Origin of the sequence: Psychrobacillus sp. FSL K6-4615, assembly GCF_038008225.1 — a bacterium.
GTDB classification, from domain to species: Bacteria; Bacillota; Bacilli; order Bacillales_A; family Planococcaceae; genus Psychrobacillus; species Psychrobacillus psychrotolerans.
Map to the genome: position 1 here is coordinate 2,549,915 of NZ_JBBOYQ010000001.1, position 12,292 is coordinate 2,562,206.

The following is a 12,292-nucleotide window of genomic DNA, read 5'->3' on the forward strand; positions in this document are numbered from 1 at the left end:
TTATCCTATTATTTCTATGTGATCGAGTACTCTCGTTAACACCTATTATCGTTTGTCTATCTTCGTAGTAATTACATCACCAATCCACTGGATGATAAATACCATAATTAATATTAATACCGTGGCAACAAGCGTTACGTCTGTCCTACCTCTTTGGAAACCATCTAAAAAGGCTAATGTTCCTAGTCCACCAGCTCCGATAATACCAGCCATCGCTGTATATCCAACTAGTGAAATCGCTGTAACCGTTATGCCTGATACTAAAGCAGGCATAGATTCTGGCATTAATACTTTCCATATAATAGTAGAAGTTTTAGCACCCATCGATTTTGCAGCTTCTAGCACACCTTTATCAATTTCTCGAAGCGCTATTAACACCATACGGGCGTAGAATGGAGCAGCTCCGATTACTAAAGCCGGGAAGGCCGCATTTGGACCACGCATTGTTCCGACCAAAAACTTCGTTAAAGGTATTAGCAAAATGATCAAAATAATAAATGGAATGGAGCGGAATATATTGACGAAAGCTCCTGTTAACCAGTTTGCTAATTTGTTTGCCCACGCTTGATGAGGGCTAGTTAAGAAAAGTAGAAGACCGAGAACTAGTCCAATAATAGCTGTTAAAATTGTTGATACTGCAGTCATATATAATGTTTCAACTGTGGCTTCCCACATTTTTGGCCAATCAACATTAGGAAACAAATTATTAATCATTGTTGATCACCTCTGTATTTACTTTTTGTTCGTGTATATATCGAATTGCATCATCTATTAGTAATGCTTCTCCTTCTAACTGAAGGATTAGCGTACCAAATGCACCAGTTTGTGTATGCGAAATATTTCCTTGTACAATATTTACTTCCAAATCAAACTGTTTGATAAGTCTAGACAGTATTGGTTGTACAGTCTGCTCTCCAACAAATACGAGCTTAATCAGCTTGCCATTTGGATAAAGTTCTTTTAATTGCTGTATTGTTTGCAACGCCTTATTGGAATCACTGACCTGCGAAACAAAACGTTTCGTAATCGTTTGTTGCGGATTTTGAAATACATCTAGCACATTTCCTTCTTCTACTACATGACCTTTTTCCATAACTGCAACGCGACCACATATCTTCTGAATAACTTGCATCTCATGGGTTATTAATACAATTGTCAGACCTAGTTTTGCATTGATACTAACTAATAAATCTAAAATAGAATCTGTAGTTTCGGGGTCTAATGCAGAAGTTGCTTCATCACAAAGAAGTACTTCTGGACGGTTGGCTAATGCGCGTGCAATCCCAACACGTTGCTTTTGTCCACCTGATAGTTGTGAAGGATAATAATGCGCTCGCCCTTCCAGACCAACCAAATCAATAAGTTCCTTTACTCTTTGAGAACGTTGAGCTGGTGGTATACCGGCGATCTCCAATGGGAAAGCAATATTCTCTTCAACCGTTCTTGACCATAACAAATTAAAATGTTGAAAAATCATACTTACCTTTTGTCTTACTTGGCGAAGCTTCACTTCATTTATCTTTGTGATGTCTTCATTATTTACGATGATTTCACCTGAAGTTGGTTTTTCTAATCCATTTAATAAGCGAATGAGTGTACTTTTGCCAGCACCACTATAACCAATAATGCCAAAGATCTCACCCTTTTTTATGTCAAGATTCACCTCTTCCACTGCAACAATCGTACCTTGTTTCGTACTAAATTTTTTGGAAATATTTTTTAAACTAATCATGGGAACCTTGCCCCCTTTCTTTAAACTATTCTATACCTATCTATTATTAACAGGTTGTTGAAATTTACTTTGTATTAAAACCTTATTCTTCCCATTTTCAACTAAAAAAACCCTCCTGCAAAAGAGCAGAAGGGTTTAAAGTTATCCAATTTAATAACATTTATCCATTCTCTCATTTCCCAAAGCATTTGCTTTGCGTGACTTGGCACCATTTCATTTACATGACGGTTGCCGGGCTTCAAAGGGCACTTCCCTCCACCTCTCTTAATAAGAGTAAAACTATTAATTTGTCGGTATATCAAATGTTATCATACGACAACTTGGTCGTCAATACTTTTTATCGCATCCAAGATAAACGGAACTGACTGAAAGGCATATATTTTTTTATATACCGTTCCTCCTTTAGCGATTAGCAGACATGGCACACTTTCAATTTGATGATCCATAGCAAAATCTCCAAGATAGTTAATATTTGCTTGACCAATTAAAAAAGGCTTTATCTCTTTTATAACTTGCATCATTTTACTAGCAACTTGGCAGGTTCCACACATAGGTGTATAAATATAAAATATGGTAAGCTGCCCACTGTTCTTATGGCTGTTCCATTGTTCTAAGGTCCATTCATTCATATTAACATCATCCTAAAGTAAATATTGTCTTTTCACTTTTATATTAACACTTTTTAATATAGAAGCCAAAACTTTGAATGGTGTGGTCGCTACTTCGCAGAACATCGGATTGGTATATAGATGAATCGCTTCAGGGTATTCTTTTCTCACGACAGAGCGAATTTGCTCACCAGACTTATCTGCATCCAGAAACGCATAAATAGGAATGCCTTCATAAGGACTTAAAATTTCTTCTAGCCTGACATTCGATATCGTTCCATTGGTGCAAATAATTTCTGTTGATTCATCCAGCAGTTTTAAAAGCTTTAGTTTATCAGATCTACCCTCAACAAGAATTATCTTTTCACTAAAGACAATAGCCATTCAGCCTCTCTCCCAACTATGCCCTTTCCAATATTATATGAAAAAAACGCCGATATTAAGCGGCGTTTTCGAAATTATTCTGAAATTAATTCTTCGTATTTTTCTGGAGAAAGTAAACCATCCACTTCAGCTGCATCAGATGGTTCAATAACAATCATCCATGCATTTTCATAAGGGGATTCGTTAACATACTCAGGGCTATCTTCTAGTTCTGTATTTACCTCTACTACTTTACCGCTAATTGGTGCATACAGTTCAGAAACAGTTTTAACCGATTCAACACTTCCAAACGGATCTCCTGCTTTGATCTCATCTCCAACTTGTGGAAGTTCAACAAAAACGATATCTCCAAGTTCAGATTGTGCAAATTCAGTAATACCGATACGGACATTGCCGCCTTCAGTTTTTACCCATTCATGCTCTGCTGAGTATTTTAAATCTTTAGGTGCGTTCATATATTATACCCCTCTCCATTAATAATACATTCATCTACTATATTCACATATTTTAATAGTAAAAACAAGTGACTTTAAGAAGTCTTCCATACATCCTCAAACTGTTGCTCCTTGAAGCCTAGCGTTAATTTATTCCCGTCAAAAACAATTGGTCGTTTAATAAGCATTCCATCCGAAGCAAGTAAGGATAATTGTTCGTCTTCTGACATTGTTGGAAGCTTGTCTTTTAGTCCAAGCTCGCGATATTTCATACCGGAAGTGTTAAAGAATTTTTTTAGTTCTAGTCCACTTACCTCAAACATTTTTTGAAGAGTTTCTCTCGTTGGGGGATTTTCAGCAATATGATTGTCTATGTAATCTAATCCATTATCTTTTAACCATTTACTTGCTTTTCTGCACGTTGTACATTTTGGATAGCCATAATATTGAATAGTCATGTTGTACCACCTTTTTCTTTTAATCATACATAAAAGCCGAAAGGATAGGCAATTATTTTGAATAAATTAATATATGATTGAACCTCCAATCAAGAAAAGCCGAGCAAAATGCGCCCGGTCCTTTAAAAATAAGAATATAGAAGTGCCATTAAATTCCGCTTCAAGCGGACGCTTTCCGTGGGCCCGGCTTCAGCCGCTTCCCTCGCGATGCAGTCCAGGGTCTTCAGCTCGTACTGTTCCCACTGGTGTCACCGCTCTGCGCTCCAAACAACTAGATTGCTTTAAATGTTCGGATAATTGATTATAAAACTACCTAAATATAATAATTTCTTCTTAAAATAAGTAAGGCTGAAAGGGAATCGTATCAAAGAAAATCCACTTTCTACTTCCTTATTAAAATAATGTTCCTAACTAAGGAGACGGTTTTATCCCTATATTAACTTTTACTACTCTTAATATCTAAGCGAGAAGCTATGCAATATTTTAAAGTTGAGTACTACTAACTTAATTGATTGAAGTGAAAGGTGGCGACTTCTGCGGGATAAGTGAGACAGATGAGATATCACAGCGACGCGCTAGCTCATCGCTCACCCCGCGAAACGCGTCCACCTGAAACGCAAATCAGTATTAGTAATTATTCATTCTTTCACCCTTAAAACACAGTGTTCCGGTACAATTTTATATACTCTTAATCTTCAAAAAAGCCGATTCATAAGGAATCGGCTTTTTCATGAATTGATTAAAGAACGTATTTTTCTGCTTCGATCAGTTTAACCGATGCTTCACGTTTTTTCTCAATTACGTTGTATGGAGTGTAGCGAGTCAATTTGCGTAAAGCAGAAATCATCATACGTTGGTTATCTCCATCTACAGCTGCAATAAGAGTTTCTTTTGCCGCTTGTTCGATTTCGATAAACGCTTCTTGTGTAAAGATTTGTGTATAAAGAAGTTTTTGTGCTGCTTTTTCTTCTCCATCACGACCGATAGCTTTTTCTGTACGAAGGACTGCGGATTCCATAGCAAATAGGTTATTAGCGATATTCGCAATGTTCACTAGTACTTCTTGCTCTGCCTCTAGTTTTGTACCAAAACGTTGAGCAGCAAGCCCAGCTACTAAAATACCAATTTTCTTTGCATTAGCTACTAATACTTTTTCTTGTGCAAGTGCTTCTGTTCCAACCTCTTCAGGCATCATCATTAATAGCTCTTCTTGTAAGCCCGCAGCTTTTTGAAGAAGTGGCAATTCACCCTTCATTGCTTTTTTCAGGAATGTTCCTGGAACGATTAAGCGGTTGATTTCGTTTGTTCCTTCGAAGATGCGGTTAATACGAGAGTCACGGTAAAGGCGCTCTACTTCATACTCTTGCATGAAGCCATATCCACCATGTAATTGAACAGCTTCGTCAACAATGTAATCTAGAACCTCAGATCCTACTACTTTGTTAATAGAACATTCAATTGCATATTCAGCGATAGAAGCAGCGATTGCTTTTCCGTCTTTTTGCTCTTCTGGGCTTAACTGACTCATACGCTCTTCAAAGTATCCTACAGTACGGTAGATTAAGCTTTCTGTCGCATATAATTTTGAAGCCATTGTAGCTAGTTTGTTCTTCGTTAAATTAAAGGAAGAGATTGGTGTTTTAAATTGTTGACGTTGGTTTGTATAAGCGATTGCTAATTCTAACGCACGTTTAGATCCACCGATTGTACCTACCCCTAATTTATAACGACCAATATTTAATATGTTGAAAGCGATAACGTGACCGCGTCCGATTTCACCTAAAAGATTATCAACAGGAACTTGAGCATCTTGTAAGATTAATGTACGAGTTGAAGATGATTTGATACCCATTTTCTTCTCTTCTGCTCCTACAGACACGCCTGGGAATGTTTTTTCTACGATAAATGCAGAGAATTTGTCTCCATCCACTTTAGCGTAAACAACGAATACATCTGCAAATCCAGCATTAGTAATCCATTGTTTCTCCCCATTTAATACATAATGTGTACCTTCAGCATTTAACTTAGCCGTAGTTTTTGCGCCTAGTGCATCAGATCCTGAACCTGGTTCTGTAAGTGCATAAGCAAATATCTTCTCACCTGATGCAGATGACGGAAGGTATTTTTGTTTTTGTTCTTCATTACCAAATAGAACGATTGGCAGTGTACCAATTCCAACATGTGCTCCGTGAGTAATGGAATACCCACCGGCTACAGACATTTTTTCTGAAATTAGTGCAGAAGAAATTTTGTCTAAGCCAATTCCACCATATTCTTCTGGAATATCAGCTGCAAGTAGACCTAGGTCACCCGCTTCTTTTAATAAACGAACAGAGTGTTCAAATTCATGATGCTCCAAGTTTTCTACCACTGGAAGTACTGAGTTTTTAACATACTCCTCTGTCGTTTTCGCAATCATCTTTTGCTCGTCGTTAAAATCCTCTGGTGTAAATATACGACTAGCGTCCAAATCTTCTACTAAAAACGCTCCACCTTTGATTGCCTCTTTTAATTCGTTCATATATATTCCTCCTATTTGTTTAAAAGATTCTTATAGTAATTCGAAAACTCCAGCAGCTCCCATACCGCCACCGATACACATTGTAACAACTCCGAATTGCTTCCCTTGACGTCTTAACTCACTCATCATTTTCAATGTTAAGATTGTTCCCGTCGCTCCAAGTGGATGACCAAGTGCAATCGCTCCACCATTTACATTCACCTTATCCATATCTAAGCCTAAATGACGAACAACTTGAATTGATTGAGAAGCAAATGCTTCGTTGATTTCCCAAAGATCGATGTCCTCAATGGATAAACCAGCAAGTTTTAATGCTTTTGGTACTGCTACAATTGGTCCAATCCCCATTACTTCAGGAGGTACTCCTCCAACTGCAAAAGAACGGAATTTTGCAAGCGGTTTTAATCCTTGTGCTTCAGCAACTTCACGGTCCATGATTAGAACAGCGCCTGCTCCATCAGAAGTTTGTGAAGCATTTCCTGCCGTTACGGATCCACGAACATTGAATGCTGGACGTAATTTTGCAAGTGTTTCCAGTGAAGTTCCGACACGTACGCCTTCGTCCATTTCGAACATGAATTTTTTCTGTTGTGCTTTATTGTTTTCGTCTACAAAATGCTTGATAACTTCAACAGGTACAATATCATCATTGAACTTTCCTGCAGCAATTGCAGCTGCTGCTAGTTCATGTGATCTTACTGCAAATGCATCTTGGTCCTCACGACTAATACCATATTTCGTGGCCACCTGTTCTGCTGTGTGCCCCATTCCCATATAGTATTGCGGAGCTGTTTGTGCTAGATGTGCGTTCGGGCGAATGGTATTACCCATCATTGGAACCATACTCATAGACTCTACGCCACCAGCGATAATCGCCTCCGCGTGACCTAACATAATACGCTCTGCACCATATGCAATGGACTGTAAACCAGATGAACAGAAACGATTCACTGTAATTGCTGGAGTTGTATCCGGCAGTCCTGCTAATGCTCCGATATTACGAGCAACGTTCATCCCTTGCTCTGCTTCTGGCATTGCACAACCTAATATAAAATCATCTATCGGGCCATCGTATCCACCCGCTCTTAGTAATGTTTCTTTAACTACTAGCGCTCCAAAATCATCTGGACGAACCGTCGCTAAAGAACCTTTTTTCGCTTTACCTACTGGTGTTCTTGCCCCAGCTACTAATACTGCTTCACGCATGAGCTCTCCTCCTTTACCTTTATACAACTCTAGTTGCGTAGTGGTTTACCCTTCACTAGCATGTGTTGCATTCTTGCTTGAGATTTTGGATCTGCAACTAAACTTAAGAAAGCTTCTCGCTCTAAGTTAAGTAAATATTGCTCATCTACAAACGTACCGTATGGAACTTCTCCACCTGCAACAACATATGCAAGCTTTTTCGCAATTTTAAGATCATGCTCACTGATAAATCCTGAAAGGAACATTCCTTCAGCACCTAAAACAAGTGCCGCAAATCCTGGAGATCCTGATACAGGAACTTTTTCACGAATTGGTGCTTTATATCCTGCTTCTGCAAGAGATAGTACTGCATGCTTCGCATCATAAATTAAGTGGTCTGGGTTAACACTAATTCCATCTGCAAAATTCAAGAAGTTGTTTTCACGAGCTTCTTCAGCTGATGTAGAAACTTTTGCCATTGCAATCGTTTCAAATACTTTGCTTGCTACCGATAGATAATCTATCTCGACACCGTTTGGAAGTCCCTTTAAGTGCTTAATATAAAGCTCTTTGTTACCTCCACCACCAGGGATAAGGCCAACTCCAGCTTCTACTAAGCCCATATAAGTCTCAGAAGATGCTTGGATATGAGCAGCCGGTAAGCATGTTTCTGCTCCCCCACCTAAAGTCATTCCAAATGGAGCAACTACAACTGGTTTAGCCGAGTATTTAATCTTCATCATTGCATTTTGGAATTGACGAACTACAAAATCCAATTCGAAGATATTATCGTCCTGTGCTTCCATTAAAATCATTCCCAGATTCGCTCCAACACTGAAGTTTTTCCCTTGGTTACCTATAACAAGGCCTTTGAAGTTCTTCTCAACTTCCTCCACCGCAAAGCTAATCATTTGAAGGATATCTAGACCAATCGAGTTCGATTTAGAATGGAACTCAAGCAAAGCAACTCCATCTCCTAAATCTATTAAACTAGCACCCGAATTAGATTTAATCACGCCATGTTTTTTCTTATATCTTTTTAGGTCAATTACTTTATCACTTACGGCAACTAATGAATAATCAGTTCCGTTAAAATAGTATTGATCTCCATCTTCTTCTTTATAGAAGGATTCGAATCCTTTATCAAGTAAAGACTGAGCGAATACTGGAATTTCAAGTCCTTCAGCAGACATTTTTTCAACGGATTCCTTTACTCCGATGGCATCCCATATTTCAAATGGACCTTGCTGCCAACCGAAGCCCCACTTCATTCCTTGGTCAATTGCAACGATATTATCTGCAATTTCTCCGTGTAATTTAGCCGAATAAATTAGTGTAGGACTTAAAATGCTCCAAAGTAATTCTCCAGTTCTATCTTTTGCATAAGTTAATGTTTTCACTTTTGCAGCAAGACCTTTTTGTTGCTTAGCCATTTCCATTGAAGGCGTTTTCAATTTCTTCATTGTTTCATATTCAAGCGTTTCAGGATTTAGTTCTTTAATTTCTTTTCCTTCTTTTAAGAAGTACCCTTGCCCCGTTTTAGCACCAAGCCATTTGTTGTCCAACATTTTTTGCATAAATGCAGGTACTTCAAATACTTTTTGTTCCTCACCAGTTGTTTGGTCAAATACGTTTTTCGCAACATGTGCAAATGTATCTAAACCAACTACGTCTAATGTACGGAATGTCGCAGACTTAGGACGACCAATTAGTGGTCCTGTCACCGAATCTACCTCTCCAACTGAATATCCTCTAGCTTGCATTTCACGAAGTGTTACAAGCAAGCCATAAGTACCAATGCGGTTGGCAATGAAGTTCGGTGTATCCTTTGCTAGTACTACGCCTTTTCCTAATACATCTTCACCAAACTGCTTCATGAAATCCACAACTTCAGGAGCTGTTGTATTAGCTGGAATAACTTCTAAAAGTTTCAAATAACGAGGAGGATTAAAGAAATGTGTTCCTAAGAAATGCTTTCCAAAATCTTCCGAACGACCCTCCACCATAGCATTAATACTAATGCCTGATGTATTTGAACTAATGATTGTGCCTGACTTACGAATTGCATCTATTCTTTCATATAAACTCTTTTTAATTTCTAAGTTTTCAACTACTACTTCAATAATCCAGTCGACGTCTTTTAGTTTTTCAAGATCGTCCTCTAAGTTGCCTGCCGTTATTAACTGTAAGTTTTTCTTAGCACTTAGTGGTGCAGGTTTTTGCTTCAACAACTTTTGAATAGCTGTCCCGGCGAATTTATTTCTTACTGTTGGATGCTCTATAGTTAGTCCCTTTGCTTCCTCATCTTTGCTTACCTCTTTTGGTACGATATCTAATAGTAATGTAGGAATACCGATATTCGCTAAGTGAGCAGCAATTCCTGACCCCATAACTCCTGAACCTAATACAGCGGCCTTTTTAATTTGATATGTCATATGCAAAGCCTCCCCTTCATCTTGAATGAACGCTCATTCATTTTATTCACAAAAAAAATAGAAGCAATCTCTATGTCTATTAGTTTAGACCAAAATTTAAATTTTCGCAATAATAAAATGAATAAATAATTCTTTTTTCTTTCTCCAACATAAGAAACAGTGTACACTGTAAACAAAGTCATAGGAGGTAAATAAACATGCAAAAAATTACAACTACTGAACAATTCAATGAGATCATTTCTGGTGATAAAGAGGTATTAGTAAAATTTGAAGCTGGCTGGTGTCCTGATTGCCGTCGTATGGAAATGTTCATCGATCCGATCGTTGAAAAATACAACCAATACACTTGGTACGAAGTAAATCGTGATGAACTTCCGGACGTAGCTGAAAAATATGAAGTAATGGGAATTCCAAGCCTTCTTATTTACCAAAATGGCGAGAAAAAAGCACATCTTCATAGCGCAAATGCAAAATCCCCTGAGCAGGTTACAGAATTTTTAGATGCACAAAGTAAGTAAGATAGTATCTATAGTAAAATACATCTAACCTTTATACTCGACGAGCTTTCTGCAAGAGCACGGTAACAGAATCATAGCTACCAAGAAGTATATGGATAGAAAGGCTGTTTCTATTAGAAGCAGCCTTTTCTTTTAGACGAAAGAACAGAAAATAATAGAGGTGCTTACTTATATGTCTCACGAACAAGAAATAATGGAACTTAAAGAAAAAATCACTTACTACGAAAAAATTATCAAAACAATCTCTACACCTATTATTCCATCAATCGTTCCAAAGACGATTTTAATCCCTATCGCTGGCTATATGTTTAGAGAACGCTTTGAAAATATTCAAACTAAAACGCTTCAATATATTGGAGAACACAAAGAAATTGAACAAGCAGTATTTGATTTTACTGGTGTTAATGTAGAAGATGTGGAGGCCTTTGACTATAACGAACTTGCACTGGCTATTTCCAGTTTGAATAGCTCACTTCGTTTAATGGGTATTCGTCCTATTTATGTTGGTTTCAATCCTCGTTTTATCCGTGAAATTGTGCATGCTAGTATCCAAGTTGATATTGAAACGTATAAAAGTTTCCGTGAAGCATTGAAAAAACTTTTAGGTGAATCCGATAATACCCTTAACATTAAAAAATAATGATCAGGAGAATTGCTTATTGTATAGCGATTCTCCTTTTGTTTTACTTTCGCTCTATTAATTTAAAAAGCCGTAAAACAAATTGGCCCATTTTTTGGTTTAAACCATTCATCTAGTATTTTAGGATCTATCTGATGTATCGCTGCTTCTCCGATATTATATAGTGTTTCTACCGTTACACAGCCCATCCACCACGAACTTAAATCATGGATTCCAATAGTAATATTTGCTTGTATATTATCTTCAACTTTCTGAATCGCCCACTGCCCACTACTATAAGATAATTCATATAATCCATGTTGATCTGTAATAAATGTATCCTCAATTGCCAATAAAACTTTTGTCTCATCTTGAGGTTTTCCTAGACCATGAAAATTAGTGCCATTAACAAATGACTCTATACTTGTAATTCGATACATAATACCAGAACCTGTAGTAGCCACCTCATGATATACACTGGGAATTACATGATTGGAATCGTTCGATGGATTAGAAAGACTATATACAAATGATTGATCATTCGTGCGGAAAATAACTCGATCTACTTGATCCTGTTGTGAACTTACCCATGAAGCGAGTTGCTTATAGGCATTTGGGTTACTCCAGATCCATTCATGAATAATCATATGATGATGTAGAAAATGACTATCTTTTACTGGTTCCAACGTGAAACCTAGAGCCCCGACTAAACGATTTTCCTCCTCTACACCAACATAATATGTTTTTCTCGCTTTAATATACTCTCTCTCCTTCCAAGTTCTTTTCAACATACCATGGTTGTTTTGTGCGTATTCATTGTAGAGAGTTACAATCGCCTCTTCATCCGAAGCTGTTAAAAATTTCACTCGGCCTTTATTGCCATCAGCTAACATTTCTCCCGGTTTAAATTTAAATTCATATCGTAGTGGGCCATAACCATAACCCATTTTCCGATAAAAACTTGGATTAAAAGGATAAAGTGAAACAAGAGCGACCTTTTCCTGTCTAGCATAGTTATGAAAATAAGATAGAAGTTGATAAGCTACTTTTTCTTTTTTATGTAATAAATGCACTGCGACCATACCAATACCAAATATACGTTGAAACTTTCCATTTATATTGCACTCGAAATCATTCACACGAAAAATCCCAAGAAGTTCATCTTGTTCATCAAAACAACCATAGAATTGAATTCCATTAGCTTCCCTTTGTTCTGTTTCCAATCGCTCTATTAATTCTTTTTTCTTTTCATCCGTTTGAATTAGCATTCCAGGATAAGCTAATGAAGCTATATCGGCAGCCTTTTTTAAATCCTTGCTTTGCAGTAACCTAATCATTCTATTTCCTCCAGTATTATCGATTGTGTTAAATTGTATTATAGAATAGACGAACAATTTA

12 protein-coding genes and 1 riboswitch are annotated in these 12,292 nt (G+C 37.4%); of the genes, 2 read left to right on the plus strand and 10 right to left on the minus strand.

Annotation, left to right across the window (positions count from 1 at the left end):
• Positions 1 to 45: 45 nt before the first annotated feature.
• The 9 genes from MKX53_RS12770 to MKX53_RS12810 form a co-directional block, all read right to left on the minus strand.
• Entirely contained in the window at positions 46 to 714 is a 669-nt protein-coding gene (locus tag MKX53_RS12770) for a methionine ABC transporter permease (RefSeq protein WP_093537757.1), read from the minus strand.
• On the minus strand, positions 707 to 1,732 hold the full coding sequence (locus tag MKX53_RS12775; RefSeq protein WP_340911701.1) for a methionine ABC transporter ATP-binding protein: 1,026 nt from the start codon (positions 1,730 to 1,732) through the stop codon (positions 707 to 709). Before MKX53_RS12775 ends, MKX53_RS12770 begins: the two co-directional genes overlap by 8 nt.
• A 169-nt stretch (positions 1,733 to 1,901) precedes the next feature.
• A riboswitch (SAM riboswitch) is annotated at positions 1,902 to 2,006 on the minus strand.
• Positions 2,007 to 2,040: 34 nt separating this feature from the next.
• Entirely contained in the window at positions 2,041 to 2,361 is a 321-nt protein-coding gene (locus MKX53_RS12780; RefSeq protein WP_340911703.1) for a thioredoxin family protein, read from the minus strand.
• Between the two features lie 12 nt (positions 2,362 to 2,373).
• The gene (locus MKX53_RS12785; RefSeq protein ID WP_093537754.1) at positions 2,374 to 2,724 is read right to left on the minus strand and encodes a toprim domain-containing protein; all 351 of its coding nucleotides are present in this window, start codon (positions 2,722 to 2,724) and stop codon (positions 2,374 to 2,376) included.
• Positions 2,725 to 2,798: 74 nt separating this feature from the next.
• Complete coding sequence (gcvH, locus tag MKX53_RS12790; protein WP_093537753.1) at positions 2,799 to 3,179, minus strand: glycine cleavage system protein GcvH; 381 nt, start codon at positions 3,177 to 3,179, stop codon at positions 2,799 to 2,801.
• Between the two features lie 74 nt (positions 3,180 to 3,253).
• Positions 3,254 to 3,616, minus strand: coding sequence for an arsenate reductase family protein (locus MKX53_RS12795; protein WP_340911705.1), 363 nt, complete (start codon positions 3,614 to 3,616; stop codon positions 3,254 to 3,256).
• A gap of 739 nt (positions 3,617 to 4,355) precedes the next feature.
• The gene (locus tag MKX53_RS12800) at positions 4,356 to 6,137 is read right to left on the minus strand and encodes an acyl-CoA dehydrogenase family protein (RefSeq protein WP_093537751.1); all 1,782 of its coding nucleotides are present in this window, start codon (positions 6,135 to 6,137) and stop codon (positions 4,356 to 4,358) included.
• Positions 6,138 to 6,167: 30 nt separating this feature from the next.
• On the minus strand, positions 6,168 to 7,343 hold the full coding sequence (locus MKX53_RS12805) for an acetyl-CoA C-acetyltransferase (RefSeq protein ID WP_093537750.1): 1,176 nt from the start codon (positions 7,341 to 7,343) through the stop codon (positions 6,168 to 6,170).
• Positions 7,344 to 7,372: 29 nt separating this feature from the next.
• The gene (locus tag MKX53_RS12810; protein ID WP_340911707.1) at positions 7,373 to 9,757 is read right to left on the minus strand and encodes a 3-hydroxyacyl-CoA dehydrogenase/enoyl-CoA hydratase family protein; all 2,385 of its coding nucleotides are present in this window, start codon (positions 9,755 to 9,757) and stop codon (positions 7,373 to 7,375) included.
• A 197-nt stretch (positions 9,758 to 9,954) separates the two neighbouring features.
• On the opposite strand from MKX53_RS12810, the gene MKX53_RS12815 reads away from it, so the two are divergent.
• A complete protein-coding gene (locus tag MKX53_RS12815; RefSeq protein WP_093537748.1) occupies positions 9,955 to 10,275 on the plus strand; it encodes a thioredoxin family protein in 321 nt (106 codons plus the stop codon).
• 172 nt (positions 10,276 to 10,447) lie between these two features.
• Positions 10,448 to 10,915, plus strand: coding sequence for an STAS domain-containing protein (locus tag MKX53_RS12820; protein WP_340911709.1), 468 nt, complete (start codon positions 10,448 to 10,450; stop codon positions 10,913 to 10,915).
• Between the two features lie 62 nt (positions 10,916 to 10,977).
• Here MKX53_RS12820 and MKX53_RS12825 read toward each other — a convergent pair whose 3' ends face one another.
• Positions 10,978 to 12,231, minus strand: a complete 1,254-nt coding sequence (locus MKX53_RS12825; protein ID WP_340911711.1) for a GNAT family N-acetyltransferase — start codon at positions 12,229 to 12,231, stop codon at positions 10,978 to 10,980.
• Positions 12,232 to 12,292: the final 61 nt, after the last annotated feature.

What these genes read in the sequence shown, in the direction of transcription:
- MKX53_RS12770 (WP_093537757.1), bottom strand. Translation starts at nt 714, where the DNA reads ATGATTAATAATTTGTTTCCTAATGTTGATTGGCCAAAAATGTGGGAA.
- MKX53_RS12775 (WP_340911701.1), bottom strand. Translation starts at nt 1,732, where the DNA reads ATGATTAGTTTAAAAAATATTTCCAAAAAATTTAGTACGAAACAAGGT.
- MKX53_RS12780 (WP_340911703.1), bottom strand. Translation starts at nt 2,361, where the DNA reads ATGAATGAATGGACCTTAGAACAATGGAACAGCCATAAGAACAGTGGG.
- MKX53_RS12785 (WP_093537754.1), bottom strand. Translation starts at nt 2,724, where the DNA reads ATGGCTATTGTCTTTAGTGAAAAGATAATTCTTGTTGAGGGTAGATCT.
- gcvH (WP_093537753.1), bottom strand. Translation starts at nt 3,179, where the DNA reads ATGAACGCACCTAAAGATTTAAAATACTCAGCAGAGCATGAATGGGTA.
- MKX53_RS12795 (WP_340911705.1), bottom strand. Translation starts at nt 3,616, where the DNA reads ATGACTATTCAATATTATGGCTATCCAAAATGTACAACGTGCAGAAAA.
- MKX53_RS12800 (WP_093537751.1), bottom strand. Translation starts at nt 6,137, where the DNA reads ATGAACGAATTAAAAGAGGCAATCAAAGGTGGAGCGTTTTTAGTAGAA.
- MKX53_RS12805 (WP_093537750.1), bottom strand. Translation starts at nt 7,343, where the DNA reads ATGCGTGAAGCAGTATTAGTAGCTGGGGCAAGAACACCAGTAGGTAAA.
- MKX53_RS12810 (WP_340911707.1), bottom strand. Translation starts at nt 9,757, where the DNA reads ATGACATATCAAATTAAAAAGGCCGCTGTATTAGGTTCAGGAGTTATG.
- MKX53_RS12815 (WP_093537748.1), top strand. Translation starts at nt 9,955, where the DNA reads ATGCAAAAAATTACAACTACTGAACAATTCAATGAGATCATTTCTGGT.
- MKX53_RS12820 (WP_340911709.1), top strand. Translation starts at nt 10,448, where the DNA reads ATGTCTCACGAACAAGAAATAATGGAACTTAAAGAAAAAATCACTTAC.
- MKX53_RS12825 (WP_340911711.1), bottom strand. Translation starts at nt 12,231, where the DNA reads ATGATTAGGTTACTGCAAAGCAAGGATTTAAAAAAGGCTGCCGATATA.